Genomic DNA, 22,309 nt, shown 5'->3' on the forward strand with positions numbered 1-22,309 from the left:
TTACCCGAGTTTTGCTTACATGCTTTCTGGTGCCGATACACCGAGTAACTCAAGACCATTGCGAAGGACTTGACGTACATTCACAGACAGTAATAAACGTGCTTGGGTCAATTCAGCATCATCACCAAGGACTTTATTTTCGTTGTACCAACCGTGGAATAAAGCAGCCAATTCTTTTAAGTAGTTACCAATTTGATGTGGTTCGTATGCATTGGCAGCACGAACTAAAATCTCTGGGTAAGCTGCAAGTTTTGCAAGAATTTCAGTTTCAGTTTCTAATTCAAGTTTGCTTGCTAAACCACGTGCAACGCTTGCATCGAAGTTCACTTGCATAGATTGAGCTTTTTCTAACATACGGCAGATACGCGCGTGTGCATATTGAATGTAATACACAGCATTGTCTTTGCTTTGTGAAACCGCTAAATCTAAGTCGAAGTCAATGTGTTGCTCAGACTTGCGCATTACGTAGTAGAAACGTGCAGCGTCATTACCAACTTCCTTACGAAGGTCACGTAACGTCACGAATTGGCCTGAACGAGATGACATTTGTACCATCTCGCCACCACGCCATAAGCTGACGAACTGAACAAGAAGCACGGTTAACTTTTTAGAGTCATAGCCCATTGCATCAATGGCCGCTTTCACACGTGCGATATAACCGTGGTGATCTGAACCCCAAATATCGATGATGTCTGTATAGCCACGTTGTAATTTGTTTAAGTGATAGGCGATATCTGATGCGAAGTAGGTAGTTTGACCATTGCGACGTTTCACTACGCGGTCTTTTTCATCACCAAATGCGGTTGATTTGAACCAAATGTTACCTTCTTTTTCGTAAAGGAAACCACGTTGGTCCAGCACTTGAAGTGCTTCTGTAATTTTATCTGTCAGTGTTTCTTCGCTAAACCATTGGTTAAAGTGAACACCAAACTCGCCAAGGTCATCTTTAATATCGTCAAGAATCGCGTTTAAGGCCGCTTGAAGGAATACACGGTAGCCTTCGCCAAGCAAAGTTTGCGAATTAAAAATTAAGCCATCAATGTGTTTTTCTTTGTCGCCTGAAAGTACAGCTTTATTGCCATCAGCATCAAGTTCGGCAGCGAATTGAACATCTTCAGGCACGTCTTTGTAGACATCTGCGACTGGGCGTACATAAGCTTCGCCGTCTTGATCAATAATGCTTTGAGCGATTTCTTTAACGTAATCACCTTGATATGCATTTTTAGGGAATACCAAAGTTTGACCTGTAAGCTCTAAGTAGCGCAGGTAAGTAGAGGTTGCCAGGATGTCCATTTGACGGCCGGCATCATTCACATAGTATTCACGGTCAACGGTTGCGCCTGTTGCTTCAAGAAGATTTGCAACGGTCATACCATAAGCTGCACCACGACCATGACCCACGTGTAGGCTAGATGTCGGGTTAGCAGAAACAAATTCTACTTGAATTTTTTTTGCTGCATTGGCTTGGGTACGGCCAAATTCATTTTGTTGTGCTTGAATTTGATCCAGTACGGCAAAACGCTGGTCTGCATTTAAGAAGAAGTTAATAAAACCAGGGCCTGCGATTTCTGCTTTGCTGATATCTGCAACTTCAGGCAGGGCAGCAAGAATTTTTTCGGCTAAATCACGTGGCTTCATACCAGCAGCTTTAGAAGCAATCATTGCGATGTTCGAAGCGAAGTCACCATGGCTTCGGTCTTTAGTACGCGTGAGGTTGCCATTGTTATTAAAGTCAGTTGGGAGTACGCCTTCAGCTTGAAGGGCGTGTACTGCATGTTCGAGAGCTGCTTGGATTGCCGTATTCATATTCAGTCGAAAATTAAATGTCGCAGAAAAACAATAAATATAGCAAATTTCGCTGTCTTTAGGTGAACCCATTTGTAGTGAATAAATAATATTCGATGAAATAAGCTCAGGGTCATCGGCATGTGAAATGGTTGCACCTGCCTGAGGGAGCCGTGATATTTGCCAGTGATCAGCGTGTTTGAAAAGGCTGAGCTTGTGCTGTGCTCAGCCATGCTCGGGGCTTAAGATGTTTTACAATTCACTGGTTTTTCCAGTAATTCGGCATGTGTATTTTGGAAACTATATAGCTTTGAAGCATTAAAAATCTTAATCACTTTGGCTTGTTTGAGTGCTGTTTTAAAGCTCTCGAGCTGCTTGCTTTGATAGGTTTGGAAAGGGTTGCCGAAGTTTTTATTGTCGAGCAAAAATTGAATTTGCCCAGCACTGTCATCATAGGCTTTAAGAATGATTTGACCATTGGCATTGCTCAGGCTAAAGCTTGGGCGTTGAGTCTCAATTTTACAGTTGAGCGCCAAGGATAAGACGTGGTTATTTGTGGCTTTGTTTTGCAGTTCTGCCGTGCCCAATTGCGGGTTTTCTAAATATACCCATTCATTTTTAGGCATATTGGCCAGTAGGTGTTCGAGTTTTTCTTGCGATGCTTTGGCCAAGTCTAAAATGCTTTGTGCATCGAGTTCTGGACTTTTTTCTTGACCGAACATGCCCATGACGCTGTCGGTGACTTTAGTACTGGTTTTGGAAATCATTTGACAACCCGAAAGGGCAACAAGGCTCAAGCCAAAAATAAGGCAGATTGATTGTGTTTTTTTTATCATTTTTGATTATGGTGTTACGGTTTAAAATTGTTCGCTTAGCTTAGCGTGCTCCATTACTTTGTCAATCTATGCGCCGTCGGTTTTATGTGATGGATCGTACAGGTGGCGTTGCATCCCTGATACATGGGGCCATCATGCGCAGACATCATGATGGCCATTGTATGCTTAGAGTAGGTATTCAACCACTGCGCGGATAATCCCTAAAATCAAGCCAATAAATGCACCCACCACCACACCATTGACACGAATCATGTGCAGGTCGCCACCGACTTCATTTTCAATTTTGTCGATCATTTCACGTGAATCCCACTCATGAATGCGGGCGCTAATAAACAGAATCACTTTTTCGCTGTATTGGTCGGAAAGGTCGACTGCAATGTCACTCATTTTGTCATTTAACAATTGGCGCACGGCAATATTAGAGATCATATTTTCTCCGACTTGCTGAATTGCCACACGTAAATTTTGTGCAATACCTGAATCTGTTTTTTGCAAATCAGCTTTAATTGCATCGCATAAAATCACCACAGCACCGCTCAAGAAGTTCAGCACTTGTGGACTGTCTAAAAGTGCATCTTTGGTTTGGTTGAGGCGTAGGCTCGCACTGCTTTGATTATTGGCTAAGGCCAGCATGAGGCTTTGGGCACTGTCTTCTATTTTTTGTCGCCATGGATGTTCTGGATCTGCCAGCATAGATTCGACTTTTTCGAGTAAGGAATCAATGGTACGTTGTTGCACATCAATACCAATCCAGCTGGCACCTTTGGCCAGTTTCCAAACGCCTAACTCTTTAAATAACTGACGACTTAAATCTCGTGCTTGTTCAGGGTGCTGTAGCATCCATTCATGGGCTAAATCTAAGCCTCGTTGTAATACATCTTGGTGAAAATCATTGTCTAAGACCGCGCGAAGCATTTCACTGGCTAAGTGGTTAATTTGGGTGTTTTTAACCCATTGCACACTGTTGTTTTGAATAAAACGGCCAATTTGATCTTGCCCAACAAAGTCAAAAAATTTAGGTACGGTTTGTTGAATGAGCTCGGTGACTTTTTGATTATTTTCAGGATTGGCCAACCATTTGCCCATGGCTAAGGATAAATCTGTATTGGCGAGGCTACGTTGCACAATTTGCGGGGAGAGAAAATTTTCTTGTACAAAGCGTCCCATAGATTCTGCAATACGGGCTTTATTGCGTGGAATAATTTCAGTGTGGTCGCGTAAAAATTTAGGAATTGGCATTTTGCCAAAAGGATTACGAAACAACACTGTAATAGCATACCAGTCTGCCAGACCACCCACCACGCCTGCTTCTGCCGAAAGCATTAAAATATGAATGAGCCAAACATAATCGGGCAGTAATTTGGCGCTAATCATTAAAGCCAACCAAATTAGCACGGCAACAACTAAGGCAATGCCCGCGAATCGTTTACTGCGTTGCAAATTGGGTGAGGCTTGAGTCGCTTCAGACATAGGGCGGTCTAGGCTCCGTAATTATTTTGGCTGGGGTGGTGTGGCTGCCGGTGGCACTAAAGGTTCACCTGTCGCACTTAAACCATATTTTGCACCCAACGATTGTAAGATTAAGCTGGCATCAAAGGCATCGTGTGGTGCCGCTTTATTATTTTTAAAGCATTCAATGGTGTAGCTCACTTGTACTGGGTCTAAGCTAACCACTTGAGGCATATCATAAAATGGGTCGGGCCAAAAAGCAGGATGGCGGCGGTAAAAACCCGATGGAGGGTACATTGGACTCGCGTACACCACTGCTTTTCGAGGAGGCTGTTGACTGCGGTTACTTGGGTCATCACTGACTTTAAATAATTGAAAGCCATTTTGTAAGGTGGCTTGAGCGGCTTTCACCAAGGTAATTTCTTCAGCTGTGCCATAGCTCATATTGGGTGTTGCTTGAAAGCTAATACGATAGGTCTGAGCATTCAGTGGCGTGGCACTAAACTGTCCCAATTCTGCAAAGCTTAAGGGTTTTGATGGGGTGGTTGCACAGCCTGATAGACTCAAGGCTGTGGCCAGTGCAAGTGATAAATACCATGTTTTCATGTTGGGGAGCCTAAATGAAAAATAAAAAATGGCCTTCGAGGAGGACGGTTAAAAACTTGAATGAGGTTGGCTTAAAAACTCAATTTCGGTTGCCGTTGAAGGACGATTCAATACGCTATTCCGGTGTGGATAACGTCCAAAACGATCAATAATCACTTTATGCTGTTGGGCAAAATCTAAATTGATGGGATTGGCCAAGTGCTCAAATAAGGCAAGGGATTGTGCTTGAATCAATTTAGATTCGCTGTGCATATACGGTAAATACAAAAATGCGCGTTGTTCAGTGGGTAACTGTTGGTCTAAGCCCTGTTGCACGGCTTCTTGTGCCAAACTCAAGGCCATTGCATCGTGAGCAAAAGCTTGTGCAGACTGACGATATAAATTACGAGAAAATTGATCTAAGACGATAATTTCAGCCAAACGGCCAGAGGCATGCTGGCGCCATGTCCAAAGTTCGGACTGCGTGGCTTGAAGATGAACATTTTTAAAGTTTTTTTCAATAATGACATCAAACTCATCGCTTTTTGCAAACCAATGCGGTTGGGTCTCTGCACTAAACCAAAAATCTAAAATATCTTGATAATTCATCAGTTTTAATCAGCTTTCGTATTTGTTTGTTAATAAAATCACAAATCTCAAATGTCTTATAGTGCAACTTTGTGATAAAAAAACAATCAAAAATAAAGTCTAGCTTTGCCTCAAAAGCCAGCAGACTGTAACGTGCCACCTAAAAATCAAGTTATACTGCGCTAAATAAATGATTTTCTTTTAGTCGTTCTTCCCTTTAAGCGAGATTGCAATGAGTCAGCCCGAATCGACCTCTCAAAATATTTTACCAAATTGGGTGGACTCTACGCATATACACGGCATGTTACGTGGCATTGAACGTGAAAGTTTACGTATGCAGAGCAATGGTTTTTTATCTCAAGCAGATCATCCCAAAGCACTGGGTTCGGCATTAACACATCCGCATATTACGACCGATTACTCCGAAGCATTGATGGAGTTTATTACACCACCCTTAAGTAGCATTGGTGAAACACTCAATTATTTAAAAGATATTCATGCCGTTGTGCATCAACAATTAGAACATGATGAAAAACTATGGCCTTTATCGATGCCGTGTATGCTTGATGATGCGGAAGAAAGTATTCGTCTTGCACAGTATGGCACCTCAAATGTGGGCCGTTTTAAAACCTTATATCGTTATGGTTTAGGCGTGCGTTACGGTCGCCGTATGCAGACCATTTCAGGGGTTCATTATAATTTATCTTTCCCTGATCATTTGTTTGAAGCCTTACAGGCAAATGAAACAGACGACGCTCTAAAAGCATTGAGCTTGCAAGATTATCGTAGTCATCGTTACTTTGGTTTGATTCGTAACTTTATCCGTTTAACACCTTTGGTGATGTTTTTGGTCGGTGCCAGCCCATCTGTATGCCAATGCTTTATGACAGGGCGAGAGCATCACTTATTGCCATTGTTAAAAGGTACGCTATTTTTACCGTATGCCACGGCTTTACGTATGGGGCGTTTCGGCTATCAAAATTCAGCACAAAAACAATTGGGCATTCACTATAACAATTTGACAGGCTATTTGGATGGTCTGCAAAAAGCAGTCAAAACGCCGTATGCACCATTTACCCGTTTGGGCTTAGATGATGAAGCGGGCACGCCAATTCAAATTAATGACCACGTGCTACAAATTGAAAATGAATACTACAGCTTAGTGCGCCCAAAACAGGTGCCAAAAGCAGGTGAAACACCATCGGAAGCATTACTCAACCGTGGTGTAGGCTATGTGGAATTACGCGCAGTGGACGTTAACCCCTATAGCCCAATTGGCATTGATGAAAATACAGCGGGCTTCTTGGAAATCTTGGCATTACATTGCTTATTAAGCGACAGCCCAGATTTGCTTGATGCAGAGCAAGAAGTAATAGAACAAAACCAAGCAGAAGTGGTTAACCGCGGCCGTGCACCCAATGCAACGATTTTGGAGCAAGGGCAGGCTTATCCAATTGAAGATTGGTGTCGTCGTTATTTAAACAAAATGCAATCCATCGCTGCTTTAATGGACCAAAGTTACAGTACACCACTGTATAGCCAAGCTTTGAACGTTATGCTGTCACGGGTAGACGAAGTCGATGAAACTTTGTCTGCAAAAATGATTGAAGATACAATTGAGCAAGGTGGTACATGGGGCTTTGGTAGCTTTATGGCACAACAGCATGCGAGTATGTATGAGCAACATCAGTTGAGTCCTGAGCGTAAGGCTTATTTTGCAGAAGTGGCAACACAGTCCTTACAAACACTCGCAGTATTAGAGCAAGAAACAGCACCTAATTTCGAACAGTATCTTGCGAATTTTAGATAAATAAAATAGAGGGAACCCCATGCAGTGGAGTTATCGCCTGATCAGTGGCTTATTATTTGTAGCCAGTGTGATTGGCATGAGTTTTGCGCTGTATCTGGAACATGTGCAAGGGCTTGAACCTTGTCCATTATGTGTATTTCAACGGATTGGCCTAATTGGTCTTGGGCTGATTTCGTTGTTGGCATGTTTACATAATCCTGCCTCAAATGTTATGAAACGCATCTATGCCTTCTTGGCTAGCGTATCTATTTTGTGGTCTGTGGGTGTGGCAGCACGGCATGTCTGGCTACAAAATTTACCGCCAGATAAAGTGCCAAGTTGTGGGCCTGGATTGGATTATTGGGTTGAAACACTGCCTTTAAAATCTGTGTTTCAGCAGGTATTAACGGGTTCTGGCGAATGTGCCAAAGTGGATTGGACCTTCTTAGGACAGTCTTTACCTGTTTGGTCTGGGATATTTTTTGCAGTGCTGGCCGTGGTGAGCCTTTGGCAATTATGTCGTAGGTATCCTGCTTAACATAACCAAATTTGCATGACGCCGAGCATGCACATCGACATGAAAAAGCCAGCATCAAGCTGGCTTTTTTGTGGCAAAAATATCTTATTTATTTAAGTGAGCGCGATGCCTTCCATGCTCGCCAAGTCCATCATATATTCATGAATTTGATCATAAGCTTGATCTTCTACACTTGGGTAGAACCAGCGAGCGACTTGTTCTGCAACATGCGAGTGATATTGAATTTCAAAGTGATTTAGACCATAGAAAATGGCTTTATGTGCATCTGGTACTTTTAGTTGATAGCGACTATTGGGGTGTTCGCCCAAGGCACTTTTTACACTGACCAAATAATCACCAATGACTTTTAAAGTCCGATTTTTACGGTGCTCAAACTCAATGGTTCCGGCCACAAGATAGGTATTAATATGTGAAGGAATCGGTGCAGGTTTACGATTGTCGTCCATCATCCCAATACGTACATCATTGTGTTCCCAATCATCATCACGGACGCTTCCATAGCGTAAATCTAGAATTCCATTACTCCGAATATTCACCACATGGCCGACAATTTTTCCAAGAGGTAAATGCCCAAGCTTATCTTGCATTGCAAAGCCAAAACGTTCTAATACTGCACCGTGGTGTGGAGAGCCCAGACAGACCAAGTTTTCAACGCGGTGAATCCAGTGGTGCATATTTTGTTTGCCATAAAAGAGGGCACTACGAGACACCAATCCGCCCATACTGTGGCCAATCAAATCAATGCTGGTAATATTGGGATTATGTTGTAACAGATCTTCTAAGGTATTGGATAGACTGCGCCCATTGGCAGAAATGCGACGGCCTGTATTGTAGTTCAGGTACAACATGGTGTTGTGATCACGTTGCGCCAAGAGTTTTTCGCCGATGCCACCAAATTTATGATTTGACCAAGACAAATGGTGCATACATAGGCCATGTACAAATAAGGTCACACGGCCACTGAGTTCGCCTTTTTGTAAGCTACCATAATGGTCATACACAGCCATAGGCAGTGCCATAGGGTTTTGATATTTGAGTAAATAATCACCCAGTACGCCATTTAACGCACCGACCAAAATATGCAGACTCGGGGTTAATGGTTTGTCATGTAGTTTAGGGAAACGCTCAATCACGCCACGTAAAATAGGTGCCAATAAATAGTTTCCGTAGTTAAAAAAGCTTTCATAGGTCAATTGATACAGCTTTTTGACATAGGGAATTTTATGGATGCTTTTCGACTTTTGCTCGCTCATCCCAAAAATACTAATTAAAAGCTCTCGTTGAATATTTTGGATGAGGTCATGCACGACATCACTAAAACGCATCGTTACCAGCTGTGCCAAGCCTTCGAGGACATCGGCTTGGCTGGGTGGTGTGCGGTCCCATTTACAATAGGTTTCGTGTAGTGGTGTTAAACTCGGCATCTGCGTCATATCCTGTGTCGTTTTATGCGCCGTATATTCGGGCTTTCTTTTATCTAAGCTTCACGGTATAAGTCTTATTGTTTAAGGCTAGTGCCTTATTATGAATAATATTTAAAATACCGATGATCGTGTTTCGGCAGCGGATTTATTGTCTAACAAAATGCAGAAACTCACTTTTTAAAATGAGACCTGCATCTCATTTATAAACTTTATTTTGATTAATTTGTATATAATTTTGTGAACAAGCGATGAACATCATTTATTTACACGGCTTTCAAAGCAGTTCAAATTCAATTAAAGGTCAACAATTAAAGCAGTACTGCGCACAATATCGCCCGAACGATGTAGTGCATTTGCCTGATTTAAATATGCATCCGCAGCATGCTTTAGATCTACTGTCTACACAGATTAGGAATTTGCCAGATGTGGTCTTGGTCGGAAGTAGTCTGGGGGGCTTTTATGCGACGCAATTGGTCGCGAAGCATGGTATTCCTGCTGTACTGATTAATCCAGCAATGCGACCATGGCATTTGTTTAGAACTTTATTTGCAACAACTACATTACCCTATGCCGTTACGGCAGATTGGTCCTTGGATGAAGCACAGCTTGATCACTTAGAACACATTTCTGTACCATTTGTGCAAGATGCGAGCAAAATTTTAGTGCTATTACAGCAAGGCGATGAAGTTTTGGATTATCGTGAAGCACAGCGTTATTATAGTGAAGCCTCGCAAGGTGCAATGCTGATGATCGATTGTCATGGCAGTCATGCTATGGACGATTTCGCAGACAAAATACCGGCAGTGCTACAGTTTTTATCGGACAGCATAAAATAAGGAAACCTTACAACGTGTCTCAATATACGGCCCAATCTCTTGAAGTTTTATCTGGTTTAGATCCGGTGCGCCGTCGCCCGGGCATGTATACCGACACAAGTCGTCCAAACCATTTGGCGCAAGAAGTGATTGATAATGCTGTCGATGAAGCACTTGCAGGTCATGCCAATAAAATTACCGTGATTGTTTATAAAGATGGCTCTTTGTCTGTAGAGGACAATGGCCGCGGTATGCCAGTTGATATTCATCCAGAATATGGCCAATCTGGTATTGAGATTATTTTAACCAAACTCCATGCCGGCGGTAAGTTCAGCACAGACAACTATCAATTTTCTGGTGGTTTGCATGGGGTAGGTATTTCGGTGGTGAATGCGCTTTCAACCCGTGTTGAAGTGGAAGTACAGCGCCAAGGCAACCTCTATAAAATGGCCTTTGAGCAAGGCGAAGCGGTTGCACCTTTAGAAGTTTTGGAAGGTAAATGTGCCAAACGTGCAACAGGCACACGGGTACATTTCTGGCCTGAAGCTAAGTATTTTGATTCACCAAAATTTGCTTTAAAAGCCCTAAAACATAATTTAAAAGCCAAAGCGGTGTTAGCTGCGGGCTTAGAAATTAATTATGTTGACCAAATTAACGATGAAAAAATCACTTGGCAGTTTGAAAATGGTCTTGTTGACTATTTGATGGATGAACTGCAAGACCGTGAGATTATTCCAGCGCCAGCTTTTGTCGCAACAGGTGATGCCGAACGTGCCAGTGCCGAATTTGCCATTTGTTGGAATGTTGAAGGTGGCGAGTCGATTCAAGAATCGTATGTGAACTTGATTCCAACGGCGCAGGGCGGTACGCATGTGAACGGTTTGCGTTCAGGTGTAGCAGATGCAATGCGCGAGTTCTGTGAACTACGCAATTTATTGCCTCGTAATCTGAAATTATCTGCGGAAGATGTTTGGGATGGCGTGAACTATATTTTGTCGCTGAAATTCCAGGAACCGCAGTTTTCTGGACAAACCAAAGAACGTTTGTCGAGTCGTGAAGCATCTGGCATTGTGCAGAATATTGCCAAAGATGCATTTGCATTGTGGCTGAATCAAAATTCAGAGATTGCAATGCAGTTGGCTGAAATGGCGATTTCGAAAGCAGGCCGTCGTTTAAAAGCTGCCAAAAAAGTTGAGCGTAAAAAGATTGTGGCTGGCCCAACCTTGCCGGGTAAATTGTCTGACTGTGTCGGGCATACACTAGAAGAATCTGAACTGTTTATTGTGGAAGGTGACTCTGCGGGTGGTTCTGCTAAGCAAGCGCGGGATAAAAATTTCCAAGCGATCATGCCAATTCGCGGAAAAATTTTAAATACGTGGGAAGTTTCTTCAGATGAAGTGCTAGCTTCTCAAGAAGTGCATAATATTGCAATTGCGATTGGTGTAGACCCAGGCTCAGATGACTTGTCTGAACTGCGCTATGGCAAAATTTGCATTTTGGCCGATGCCGATTCCGACGGCTTACACATTGCGACCCTACTGTGTGCTTTATTCGTGAAGCATTTTCCAACCTTGGTGGAAGAAGGGCATTTATTTGTTGCTATGCCACCGTTGTATCGTATTGATGATAACAAAGACGTGCATTATGCCTTGGATGATGCAGAGCTAGATGGCATTTTGAAAAAATGCAAAACTAAAAATCCGCAAATCACTCGCTTTAAAGGCTTAGGTGAAATGAACGCGAGTCAATTACGTGAAACGACACTTGATCCAAATACCCGTCGTTTGGTGCAATTAGATTTAGATGATAGCCAGTTTACGGCAGGTCTTTTGGATAAGCTTCTTGCGAAAAAACGTGCCTCTGATCGTAAAGATTGGTTAGAGCAAAAAGGCAACTTAGCTGAGTTGACCGTATAATTTAATTTTGTATTTGGCTCAAGTACTGACTGAGTGCGACTTGAGCCAACTATGTAAAAAAGCCCGCAGATGCGGGCTTTTTTATGTCTAAGCAGTACATAAAATGCGCTGTAGTTGTGCAGCTTTAAAAATGTGATTGTGCACTTTGAGCCATCTTGGAATTTTTTAGTTGTCATGTTGGATACAAGTTTGTATGCAAAAAAATGAGATATTGAGGAAGATGAAACTATCAAAACATAAATTGAATGAGTTTTAATAAATTGAAAAATAATAATAAATTGAATATTGGCTTTAATGTTTTATACATGATTTTGTTGGTTGGCATAGAACTTGAATAACAGCACTTAGCAATAACACATGCGCAGAGCGCGAAAATTATTTGGAGAGTGCGTAGATGTTGGAACAAAAATTATTTTCAAAATCATTATTGGCACTTGCCATGTTGGGCACATTAACTTTAACAGGTTGCTCAAAACCAGCAGAAGAAAAAACACAAGTTGCCAACTCAGAACCGAAAGCAGCAGCAAGTAGTGGCGATACCATTAAGGTCGGAATTTTACATTCACTGTCTGGCACGATGGCGATTTCAGAAACGTCGTTAAAAGACACTGCGCTGATGGCCATTAATGAAATTAATGCCAATGGCGGTGTGATGGGCAAAAAACTTGAGCCTGTGGTGGTTGACCCTGCCTCGAACTGGCCTTTATTTGCAGAAAAAGCTCGCCAGTTAATTACGCAAGATAAAGTTGCAGTAATTTTTGGCTGTTGGACATCCGTTTCGCGTAAATCTGTGTTGCCTGTGGTGGAAGAGCTGAATGGCTTATTGTTTTATCCGGTCCAATATGAAGGCCAAGAGCAATCAAAAAATATTTTCTATACAGGTGCTGCACCTAACCAACAAGCCATTCCTGCTGTGGAATACTTGATGAGCGAAGAGGGCGGTAAAGCGGAGCGTTTTGTTTTACTTGGAACAGACTATGTTTACCCGCGCACCACCAATAAAATTTTGCGTGCATTTTTAAAGTCTAAAGGTGTGGCCGATGCAGACATTATGGAAGAGTACACGCCATTTGGTCATAGCAACTACCAAACTATTGTAGGCAACGTGAAGAAGTTTGCAGCCGGCAAAAAAACGGCTGTGATTTCGACCATTAATGGCGACTCTAATGTGCCGTTTTACCGTGAGCTAGGTAACCAAGGTATTAAAGCTTCGGATATTCCAGTCATGGCATTCTCTGTGGGAGAAGAAGAATTACGTGGCATAGACACTAAGCCTTTGGTTGGGCATTTAGCCGCGTGGAACTATTTCATGTCAGTAAAAAATCCGAAGAACTCGGAATTCATTGGCAAGATGAAGCAGTATGCGGTGGAATATAAACTGCCAAATGCTGACAAAATGGTCACCAACGATCCAATGGAAGCGACTTATGTCGGCATCAATATGTGGAAGCAAGCCGTAGAAAAAGCGGGCACGACCGATGTAGATAAAGTCCGTGAGGCAATGGCGGGTCAAAGCTTTGATGCACCATCGGGCTATAAGCTCGAAATGGATGCCAAAAATCATCACTTACATAAGCCTGTCATGATTGGCCAAATCCGTGCAGACGGACAATTTGATGTGGTCTACAAAACAGCAAAAACAATTCCTGCGGAGCCATGGAGCCCGTACATTCCAAAATAAAAGCACAACTTGCCTGCCATGCCAGTGGCGGGCTTTTCTAAAATTCTAAAGTTCACATCATGCATTTGACCTGCATGCGATCTATAAAAAAGGGGGGACGTTGATGTTCACTCGCCTACATTTTTTCGCTCTGTTTTTAATCATGAGCCAGTGCTTGTGGCTCAATCTAGCCCATGCCGAATCTTCCGCATCAACCACACTTGCTTCGGCGCAGACCCTTGCTCAGGGTGATGCCATTCAACAATTTGTCAGTGCTGACTTTGCCACACGACGTGCATTGTTAAATCGCTGGCCTGCCAGTATTGAATTGCTAGATCAATTGGCAACCTATGTTGAAAATGATCAGCTATATCGAGATGGCGCAGGACAGACCTATATTTTAGAAGGGCAAGATCAACTGCGCCGTTATGCAGATCAAACGCTTGTGAGCACATGGCCCGCAGATATCTCACAAGTCACTTTGGTCAATACTTTAAGAAAAGCATTAAGTTTTGCGCAAGCACAAAAAAAATTAAGCTCTACCGATGCTACTCAGCGTTTAGAAGCGATTGATATTTTAGAAAATAACTTATCTGAATTAGATGTAAAGCAAATTAATCAGCTGTATTTGGCCGAAAAAAATAACAGTGTGAAAGCACGCCTTGCACAGTTAAAGGCGCGTTTGGATTATCAAAGTCCAGATGTGTTGACGAAAATCCAAGCCGCTAAAGTATTACAAGATTCAAATCGTCCAGATGTATTGGCAATGGTGACAACCGAGCTTGAACAACCCGATTTACATGCAGAATTAAAAGCAACGTTAACGAGCGCCCAAAGCAAGATTAAAACCCGAATTCAGGCCAGTGAATGGACGGGGCATGTGTTTTCAGGATTGAGTACTGCCAGCATTTTATTATTGGCAGCTTTAGGTCTCGCCATTACTTACGGTTTATTGGGTGTCATTAATATGGCCCATGGTGAGCTGATTATGATTGGCGCGTATACCACTTATGTGGTGCAAAGCCTGTTTAAAACCTATTTAGGAAGCTGGATTGATTGGTACTTAATTGCGGCCATTCCAGCGGCCTTTATGGTGAGTGCACTGATAGGCATGCTCATTGAGCGTACGGTGATTCGTCCGCTTTACGGTCGTCAGTTAGAAACCTTATTGGCGACTTTTGGGGTCAGTCTGATTTTAATGCAACTGGTGCGTATGATTTTTGGCGCACAAAACGTCGAAGTCTCCAATATTTCATGGCTGTCTGGTGGCATTGCGATGACGCCAAGCTTGATCTTGCCCTATAACCGTATTGCCATTATTGCCTTCACGATCGTTATTCTTTTAGTGCTGGTTTATGTGCTGAATAAAACCCGTTTTGGTCTCTTTGTTCGTGCCGTGACGCAAAACCGTCAAATGGCACGTGCAGTGGGTATTCGTTCAAGCCGTATCGACATGATGGCCTTTGGCTTAGGTTCTGGTTTAGCAGGGCTTGCAGGCTGTGCCTTGGCCCAAGTCGGCAATGTCGGGCCTGACCTCGGGCAAAACTACATTATCGATGCCTTCTTGGTGGTGGTTGTTGGCGGGGTGGGTCAAGTGTGGGGTGCAGTATTGGCCGCGCTTGGTTTAGGAGTGAGTGGCACTGTGCTGGAAATTGGCATGGGTGCAGTACTCGCAAAAATTTTACTGTTGGTGCTTGTGATTTTGTTTATTCAAAAACGTCCACAAGGTTTATTTGCCATCAAAGGACGATTTGTGGAGTAAGCCGATGAAAATCACATCTTTAGTTTCAGATAAACCCACCAGTGCAATCGCGATTAGTGTGTGCTTTGCCATATTACTGATCTTGCCATGGTTACATCTGCTTCCTGCAGATTCAGCGCTGTATTTATCCTCTTATTGGGTCACGTTGATTGGCAAAATTATGTGCTTAGCACTGGTGGCTTTGGCATTGGATTTGGTCTGGGGCTATGCGGGTATTTTAAGTCTGGGTCATGGTCTGTACTTTGCGCTTGGTGGATATGCCTTTGGTATGTACCTGATGCGGGAATCCGCAGGCGATGGCTTACCCGACTTTATGCGCTTTTTAAGCTGGACCGAGTTGCCATGGTATTGGATAGGTACCCAGCATTTATGGTGGGCTTTACTTTTGGTGGTACTGGTTCCTGGACTGGTGGCTTTTATTTTTGGATTCTTTGCTTTCCGTTCAAAAATTAAAGGCGTGTACTTCTCAATTATTACTCAAGCCATGACCTTTGCGGCAGCGCTGTTGTTTTTCCGTAATGAAACAGGCTTTGGGGGCAATAATGGTTTTACGGGCTTTAAAACTCTTTTAGGGATGGACATTAGCTCGGCAGCTATGCGGGCCAGTCTCTGCTTTATCACAGCCTTGGTGTTGTTGCTGTGTTTTGTTGGTTTACGTCATTTAATGAATCAACCCTACGGACGTGTCTTGGGTGCAATCCGTGACAGCGAAAACCGCTTGCAATATTTAGGCTATCGCACCCTTTGGTACAAGCTTTCCGCATGGGTGCTTTCTGCAGTTATCGCTGGGATTGCGGGTGCTTTGTATGTGCCACAGGCTGGCATTATTAACCCCAGTGAAATGAACCCTGTGAACTCGATTGAAATGGCCGTATGGGTGGCAGCCGGTGGTCGGGGTACGCTGATTGGTCCGATTTTAGGCGCGGGCTTAATCAATGGTCTCAAGACCTATTTTACCGTGGCCTATCCAGAAGCATGGCTCTTGGTGCTCGGTGCATTATTTATTGTGGTCACGATATTTCTACCCAAAGGGGTCATTGGGCTGTTTGATCGTTTTAAAAAGGAGCGTGGTGAATGAGTGATGTAATGCAACCACATGGGGGGCACGCCTCGGAGGGTTATGGTCGCCCCAAAGCCGAAGGTGCAGATTTCAGTCATGGTATTGCGCTGTACTTAGAAAATGTCAGTGTTTGGTTTGATGCCTTCCGCGCTTTAAATGATTTGTCTTTGTATATTCAAGAAGGCGAACTCCGTTGCATTATTGGGCCAAATGGTGCAGGTAAAACGACACTGATGGATGTGATCACAGGCAAAACGCGTCCAACCGAAGGCACAGCGCACTTTGGGCAAACCTATGATTTAGCCAAAATGAGTACAGAAGAAATTGCAGAAGCAGGGATTGGGCGTAAGTTTCAAAAGCCAACCGTATTTGAAAATTTCACCGTCATGGAAAACTTACTGTTGGCTGCCCCCAAAGATAAACGTGTGAAAAAGAGTTTCTTTAGCAAACTTGCGCCTGATGCACAGCTGGCTTTGGAGGAATCTTTGGCACAAATTCGCTTACAAGAATTTGTAAACAAACCTGCAGGTTTGTTGTCACATGGTCAAAAGCAATGGCTGGAGATTGGCATGTTATTGATGCAACGCCCCAAACTGATTTTGCTGGATGAACCTGTAGCAGGCATGACCGATGCGGAAACAGAGCGTACAGCTGAACTGTGCTTAGAACTGAAAAAGAACCATACCCTGATCGTGGTTGAACATGACATGAGCTTTATTGACACCATTAGTGAAAAAGTCACCGTGTTGGCACAGGGCGCTATTTTGGCAGAAGGTACATTGGCAGAGGTTCAAGCCAATGAAGATGTAATAGAAAAATATTTAGGACGTTAAGGAGACCGAGATGCTAGAAGTCAAAGACGTCAATCAATTTTATGGTGGCAGTCATATATTACGTGATGTGTCCTTTACAGCGCCTATCGGTGAATGCTCTGTGGTGCTTGGGCGTAATGGTGTGGGTAAAACTACACTACTCAAATGTTTAATGGGGATTCTTCCAATTAAGTCAGGTCAGATCTTATTGGATGGCAAAGACATTTCCAAATTAAGCCCCGAACAGCGGGTGAGAGTAGGCTTGGCCTATGTCCCGCAAGGGCGAGACATTTTCTCGACGCTCACAGTCGAAGAAAACATCTTGATTGGCATGGCCAAGTTTAAGGGGGCAAAAACCCGTAAAGTTCCTGAGCATTTGTATGAAATATTTCCCATCTTAGACGAAATGAAGCACCGTCGAGGTGGTGATTTATCAGGTGGACAGCAACAACAATTGGCGATTGCGCGTGCTTTGGCATCAGAACCAAGAGTACTGATTTTAGATGAACCTACTGAAGGCATTCAGCCCTCGATTATTAAAGATATTGGCCGTGTGATTCGTAAACTGGCCGATGGCGGAGAGATGTCCATTGTTTTAGTTGAGCAATTTTATGACTTTGCTGAAGAGCTTGCCGATGGTTATACCGTTATGGCACGTGGGCAGGTGGTGGCACAAGGCGTGGGGAGTGAAATGTCTGAAAAAGGCATTCGTGATTTGGTGGCAATTTAATGTTTTAAAGAGCCTTCTCCTTTGGGGGGAGGCGATGAGTTTGAGCTCTATTTTTAAAGACTTGGTTGTTCGTTACTCAAAAGCTAAGCAAATCATTCTTGATATTTTAGAAACTCACTATTCACTAGAAAAATACTTTTAATCAATGATTTTAAAAAAAATAAATTGGCTTAGATACAAAAAGTGTGAACATTTTTTATCCAGAAAAGTTAAGCTCAGAGAAATACATAAAAAGAAGATAACGAGATGCAAGCAATTTTACTTTTGGTCCATCCGAATGATTTAGAGCGCTTAATACTACAAGCGACTACGCCCCAAGATGTTTTAGATTCTGATTTAATCAAGCAATATGTTTGGTTGGGGAGTGCGTGGGATAGCTTAAACAAAATCTTGAATGCTGAAAATGCACCAAATCAATCATTAGCGTATGTGATTGAGGCGGAGCATCCTTTGTCGGAACGTAATATTGGTCGCGCAGTCCATTACAACACGGTGGTACGCGTTGCAGAAATTCATCAGGTATTGCAAACGATTCATGTCGATGCTGTAAAAACACATTATCAGTATCTGGTGACGCAAACCACGCAACAAGCCATTGATCAAGAATTAAACTTAGCTGAATTAAAATTGATTTATTTACAACTGCAAGATTTTTACCGTGAAGCAACACGACAAAATTTGGCCATAATGAGTGTGATTGTTGATGCGATTCATCCACAAAAGCTCATTTAGTCGCGTTCAGCACGCAACTTTTGTTCAGTGGCATTCTAAACTTTGAGTCGTGGCGTTAAATGTTAAGTTGCATTAAAACTAAGTCGCGCCATTGGCCAAACTTTTGTCCGACCTGAGGCATGTAGCCAGTTTGTACAAAGCCCAGCTGTTGGTGTAAAGCAATGGACGCTAGATTGTCATGATCAATACCTGCAACCATGACATGGACTTGATGTGCTTTTGCATGTGCAATTAAGTGTTGCATGAGACGTTTACCCAAGCCTTGGCGGGCATACTGCGGATGAATATAAACGGAGTGTTCTACAGTGTGTCGGTAACCAGCAAAATTACGGAACATCGCATAATCAGCATAGCCTGCGATCTGTTGAGTTTCACTATGTTCAATCACAACAAAGGGATCTTGTTTTTCTTCAAAAGTGAGTAGCTTTTTTTTGAAATCTTCAACGCTATAGATTTGATCATTCCACGTGGCACAGCCAGTTGTCACTTCATGATTATAAATAGCCACGATTTCAGCTAAGTCAGTCTCTTGAACTGCACGTATAATAAAAGCCATAATCTATACAGATGATAAAGATAACGATATTGAATGCTTCAAACATAAAAAAAGCAAGGCATATTGCCTTGCTTTTCAATCGTGTCAATCGTGCATTTCAACTACATTAGAAGTGGTATTTTACCAAAGCACTCACGTTATTTTCGTTGTTGTCTTTCACAGCGTATTTGTTATTCCATACAGAGTGCTCGATACCAAGGTATAAGCGTGTATCTGGAGAAATGTGTTTACCAGCATTCCATTTCCACTGTGTAGTCCAGTTTAATTCGCTTGCATGGCCATTTTTCTCAGCAGTTGACCAATCTAGGAAACCATCAACAAGGAAATCTTCAGAGCCTAATTTGAACGGTACGCCGTAAACAAGCGTTAATTGGTAGTCATCAGGTGTGTTGCCATCGTTGTTTGCACGATACAAGTTCACTTGAGCATATTGGAAATAAGGAATCGCTAAATCGACACCTACACCATATAAGTAGTTGTTAAAATCGCTACCAGGGTAGTTTGCGCTGTTACCTTCCCAAGTACCTGCAAGTAAAACATCTTTAACTGGACCAAGTTCCAATTTTTGACCTGTTACAGCACCAAGGCTTAAACGTGGAGATGCTTCGAAGTAAGTTGCATTACCTGAGTCATTGTGTGTGCGATCAGCAAAAGCAAAAAAGTCACCGTACTTTAACTTTGCAGTATATTCAAAGGTAGCAGTAGATTGCTTGTTGTTGTCACCTGCACCTGGAAATGCATAGTCTTCACCGTATAAGCCAGTGATGCTGAAGTCTTGCCAGATTGGTGCAGCCTGCGCGAAAGCAGCAGCTGAAGCCAAAGTACATGCAGTAACGATTTGTGTAAGTTTCATTTAAAAGTCTCCCCCAAGAAGCAATGAAAGCATACAGATTCTTAAGCAAAAATAAAGCCAAAAATGATCAGACGATCGAATTTAAATTCTATTTGTGGTGTTATTTCACACAATGTTGATATTTATCAAATAATAAAAAAAATCATAGTTCAGATAAAAAAATATGTCAGCTGAAGGCCGAGTTGGCGATTATGGCGTTCAATACAGTGCGGAATAGACAGGAATGAAGCAATTTGTAGTAAAAAGTCTTACATTATGTAAGGAATTTTAAAAAATATAAAAATAGCACTTGCAAAAAATCAATTTAGGCACGATATTCGAAGTATAAGAGCACAGTTCTGCAGACATTCAAAGTGTTCATTATTCAATGTGGAGGAATACGTTCCAAACGAAGTTGAAAAATGAATTTGCTGTTTTAAAACAGCATGTTAAAGCGTGCCGAAATAAATAAGTTTTGCACAATTTTAGAATACTGAAAGACCGAGAAAGTCGAGGATGATATTATGAATATTGAAATCCGTACTGATAAAAACATTCAAAATAGCGATCGTTTAATTACATATATACGTGCAGAACTCAATCAAGAATTTCAACGTCATAGTGAACGAATTACGCATTTTTCGGTGCATTTAAGTGATGAAAATGGGGATAAAGGTGGCGACGACGACATCAAGTGTATGATCGAAGCGCGCCCAGCAGGTTTGAAACCTGTCGTCGTACATCATCGAGCGCATAATGTAGATACTGCAGTTCATGGCGCCATTGATCGACTAAAACGCAGTTTAGAACATCTGTTTGAGAAAAAAGAAAATCCGCGTAGTACACAGCCAGAATTGGCGGATGCAGATGAAGCTGGTGAAGAAGCATTTGATTAAAATGACTTTATGATTAAAAAAGCCCTTCGGGGCTTTTTTTGTGCATATCAAGTTATGCAAATTAACGACAGTGAATAATTTAAATTTGTTTTACATTTAGCTCAAACAAGAGAGCGTTTATTCGGCATAATAGACAAAAATGAATTGAAGTGAGCTTTCTAAATGTTAAATGCCCAACAGCAAGTTTTTGTACAAGCTTTAGAGGAATTAGATCTTGAGCAAGTAAAGCGACTTTTAGCGGAAGGTCTCAATCCAAACTTTATTGACCTTGAAAAAGGCCCTGCAATTTCAGTGTGGTCAGATGGCCTATTTAAATGGTGGGAAACTGTATCTGAAGCGTATGAAGCAGGTCAGCCTTTAGCAGAAGAAGAAAAACAGCAGTTGTTGGTAGTTCATCTTGATATTTTGGAAGCGTTGATTCAAGCGAAGGCAAATGTACACCTTTGGGATGCAGAAGAAATTTATGGCCCGTTATGGGATGCTGCAAGTGCAGCCTGCACACCTGCGGTGCAACGTTTATTGGATGAAAAAGTTAATCCAAATACTAAAGACAGTGACGATTTAACAATTCTGTCTTCAATTAGTGAATTATTTTTTGATTGTGATTTCGATGAAATCAATTGGGATGAAGCATTGGCAGAAGAAAAGCAAACTTTAGAATTATTGCGTAAGCATGGCGCAAAAATGACGAAGGAATTGGCTTAATCTATACCTAATCGGGATAAAGAGACTAGATATGAAAATAATCAAAACATTATCGTTTTTAGCCGTGGCTGTGGGCTGTGCTAGCCATGCAATGGCTGCTGATTTTTCCTTTGACCGCCCTGGTGCGGGCTTTGGTACGGGGATTACACCAGTTGGAAAACTCGCGTGGGAGCAAGGTTTACCTTCGGCAAGCTACAGTGAAGCGCGTGTTGATGGCCAAAAAGTGAAAACTACAACTTTAAATGCCGACATGTTGTTCCGTACTGGTTTAGCTGAAGACTTAGAATTACAGTTAGGTTGGCAGGGGCCAGCTTGGTCTCAAACCAAAGCTGCTGGTCGTCGTATTGAAGAACATGGCTTAGGTGATGTCAGCATTGGTTTGAAAAAAGCCATTGATCTGAATGATGACAAACTCAGTATGGCAGTTTTGGCTGAAGCGATTTTAGCTACAGGCAATGATGAGTTTTCGAATGGTGATGATATTTATAGCCTGAGCTCAGCTGTAGCTTATGATTATAACGATCTGATCAGCACTTCTTTAACCATGCGCTATGAAGTTCAAAATAGCGATTGGGCTGTTTCTGCTGTGCCAACAATTGAATATAAAATTGCAGGCAATTTATCGGGCTTTTCTGAATTTGTCTTCCGTAAAGCAGAAAGTGAAGAGAAAGAATATGCCTTGGGTACAGGTTTAATTTATGCAGTCAATGATCGCCTTCAACTCGATGCCAGTGTTGGTGTGGATTTGAATGGTGCTTACAAAGGTTATCAGTCTGGCTTAGGCGTTTCGTACTTATTTTAAGAGCGTTAACCTGATATCAAAATCTTATAATCAGCAG

The 22,309-nt window shown here is 42.3% G+C and carries 21 protein-coding genes; 13 read left to right on the forward strand and 8 right to left on the reverse strand.

The window, feature by feature from the left end; translation table 11 throughout:
- Positions 1–15: 15 nt before the first annotated feature.
- The 5 genes from argS to DYI81_RS01965 form a co-directional block, all read right to left on the reverse strand.
- Positions 16–1,806: an arginine--tRNA ligase gene (gene argS, locus DYI81_RS01945; RefSeq protein ID WP_117006643.1), complete on the reverse strand. Its 1,791-nt coding sequence runs from the start codon at positions 1,804–1,806 to the stop codon at positions 16–18.
- A gap of 221 nt (positions 1,807–2,027) precedes the next feature.
- The gene (locus DYI81_RS01950) at positions 2,028–2,552 is read right to left on the reverse strand and encodes a hypothetical protein (RefSeq protein WP_228198907.1); all 525 of its coding nucleotides are present in this window, start codon (positions 2,550–2,552) and stop codon (positions 2,028–2,030) included.
- Positions 2,553–2,786: 234 nt separating this feature from the next.
- A complete protein-coding gene (locus tag DYI81_RS01955) occupies positions 2,787–4,091 on the reverse strand; it encodes a DUF445 domain-containing protein (RefSeq protein ID WP_117006556.1) in 1,305 nt (434 codons plus the stop codon).
- A 21-nt stretch (positions 4,092–4,112) separates the two neighbouring features.
- The gene (locus DYI81_RS01960; protein WP_106984162.1) at positions 4,113–4,676 is read right to left on the reverse strand and encodes a hypothetical protein; all 564 of its coding nucleotides are present in this window, start codon (positions 4,674–4,676) and stop codon (positions 4,113–4,115) included.
- Positions 4,677–4,724: 48 nt separating this feature from the next.
- Positions 4,725–5,264, reverse strand: a complete 540-nt coding sequence (locus tag DYI81_RS01965) for a DUF924 family protein (protein ID WP_117006557.1) — start codon at positions 5,262–5,264, stop codon at positions 4,725–4,727.
- A gap of 211 nt (positions 5,265–5,475) precedes the next feature.
- Between DYI81_RS01965 and gshA the strand changes: the two genes are divergently transcribed.
- Both gshA and DYI81_RS01975 read left to right on the forward strand, forming a co-directional pair.
- A complete protein-coding gene (gene gshA, locus DYI81_RS01970; protein WP_117006558.1) occupies positions 5,476–7,053 on the forward strand; it encodes a glutamate--cysteine ligase in 1,578 nt (525 codons plus the stop codon).
- Positions 7,054–7,072: 19 nt separating this feature from the next.
- Entirely contained in the window at positions 7,073–7,570 is a 498-nt protein-coding gene (locus DYI81_RS01975) for a disulfide bond formation protein B (protein ID WP_117006559.1), read from the forward strand.
- Between the two features lie 92 nt (positions 7,571–7,662).
- Here DYI81_RS01975 and DYI81_RS01980 read toward each other — a convergent pair whose 3' ends face one another.
- Positions 7,663–8,994: an alpha/beta hydrolase gene (locus DYI81_RS01980; RefSeq protein WP_117006560.1), complete on the reverse strand. Its 1,332-nt coding sequence runs from the start codon at positions 8,992–8,994 to the stop codon at positions 7,663–7,665.
- 248 nt (positions 8,995–9,242) lie between these two features.
- Between DYI81_RS01980 and DYI81_RS01985 the strand changes: the two genes are divergently transcribed.
- From DYI81_RS01985 to DYI81_RS02020, 8 genes are all read left to right on the forward strand, one after another.
- Positions 9,243–9,830 carry a YqiA/YcfP family alpha/beta fold hydrolase gene (locus tag DYI81_RS01985; protein ID WP_117006561.1) on the forward strand — a complete coding sequence of 196 codons (588 nt, stop codon included), beginning with the start codon at positions 9,243–9,245 and terminating at the stop codon, positions 9,828–9,830.
- 14 nt (positions 9,831–9,844) lie between these two features.
- The gene (gene parE, locus DYI81_RS01990) at positions 9,845–11,725 is read left to right on the forward strand and encodes a DNA topoisomerase IV subunit B (protein ID WP_106984168.1); all 1,881 of its coding nucleotides are present in this window, start codon (positions 9,845–9,847) and stop codon (positions 11,723–11,725) included.
- 397 nt (positions 11,726–12,122) lie between these two features.
- Complete coding sequence (gene urtA, locus DYI81_RS01995; RefSeq protein ID WP_171356297.1) at positions 12,123–13,406, forward strand: urea ABC transporter substrate-binding protein; 1,284 nt, start codon at positions 12,123–12,125, stop codon at positions 13,404–13,406.
- A 103-nt stretch (positions 13,407–13,509) separates the two neighbouring features.
- Positions 13,510–15,147 carry an urea ABC transporter permease subunit UrtB gene (urtB, locus tag DYI81_RS02000; RefSeq protein ID WP_117006563.1) on the forward strand — a complete coding sequence of 546 codons (1,638 nt, stop codon included), beginning with the start codon at positions 13,510–13,512 and terminating at the stop codon, positions 15,145–15,147.
- 4 nt (positions 15,148–15,151) lie between these two features.
- A complete protein-coding gene (gene urtC / locus DYI81_RS02005; protein WP_106984171.1) occupies positions 15,152–16,225 on the forward strand; it encodes an urea ABC transporter permease subunit UrtC in 1,074 nt (357 codons plus the stop codon).
- The gene (gene urtD, locus DYI81_RS02010; RefSeq protein WP_106984172.1) at positions 16,222–17,040 is read left to right on the forward strand and encodes an urea ABC transporter ATP-binding protein UrtD; all 819 of its coding nucleotides are present in this window, start codon (positions 16,222–16,224) and stop codon (positions 17,038–17,040) included. The genes urtC and urtD overlap by 4 nt, the downstream gene beginning before the upstream one ends.
- Before the next feature lie 10 nt (positions 17,041–17,050).
- Positions 17,051–17,749, forward strand: a complete 699-nt coding sequence (gene urtE / locus DYI81_RS02015; RefSeq protein WP_117006564.1) for an urea ABC transporter ATP-binding subunit UrtE — start codon at positions 17,051–17,053, stop codon at positions 17,747–17,749.
- A gap of 246 nt (positions 17,750–17,995) precedes the next feature.
- Complete coding sequence (locus tag DYI81_RS02020; protein WP_106984174.1) at positions 17,996–18,481, forward strand: DUF1877 family protein; 486 nt, start codon at positions 17,996–17,998, stop codon at positions 18,479–18,481.
- Positions 18,482–18,536: 55 nt separating this feature from the next.
- Here the strand turns inward: DYI81_RS02020 and DYI81_RS02025 are convergent, their stop codons facing one another.
- Positions 18,537–19,037, reverse strand: coding sequence for a GNAT family N-acetyltransferase (locus tag DYI81_RS02025; RefSeq protein ID WP_106984175.1), 501 nt, complete (start codon positions 19,035–19,037; stop codon positions 18,537–18,539).
- 106 nt (positions 19,038–19,143) lie between these two features.
- Complete coding sequence (locus tag DYI81_RS02030) at positions 19,144–19,890, reverse strand: outer membrane protein OmpK (protein ID WP_106984176.1); 747 nt, start codon at positions 19,888–19,890, stop codon at positions 19,144–19,146.
- 503 nt (positions 19,891–20,393) lie between these two features.
- On the opposite strand from DYI81_RS02030, the gene DYI81_RS02035 reads away from it, so the two are divergent.
- The 3 genes from DYI81_RS02035 (at position 20,394) to DYI81_RS02045 (ending at position 22,272) form a co-directional block, all read left to right on the forward strand.
- Positions 20,394–20,765, forward strand: coding sequence for an HPF/RaiA family ribosome-associated protein (locus DYI81_RS02035; RefSeq protein WP_106984177.1), 372 nt, complete (start codon positions 20,394–20,396; stop codon positions 20,763–20,765).
- Between the two features lie 162 nt (positions 20,766–20,927).
- The gene (locus DYI81_RS02040) at positions 20,928–21,470 is read left to right on the forward strand and encodes an ankyrin repeat domain-containing protein (RefSeq protein ID WP_117006565.1); all 543 of its coding nucleotides are present in this window, start codon (positions 20,928–20,930) and stop codon (positions 21,468–21,470) included.
- A 91-nt stretch (positions 21,471–21,561) separates the two neighbouring features.
- Positions 21,562–22,272: a transporter gene (locus tag DYI81_RS02045; protein WP_240627332.1), complete on the forward strand. Its 711-nt coding sequence runs from the start codon at positions 21,562–21,564 to the stop codon at positions 22,270–22,272.
- Positions 22,273–22,309: the final 37 nt, after the last annotated feature.

This window comes from Acinetobacter sp. SWAC5, from assembly GCF_003419885.1.
GTDB lineage: Bacteria > Pseudomonadota > Gammaproteobacteria > Pseudomonadales > Moraxellaceae > Acinetobacter > Acinetobacter cumulans.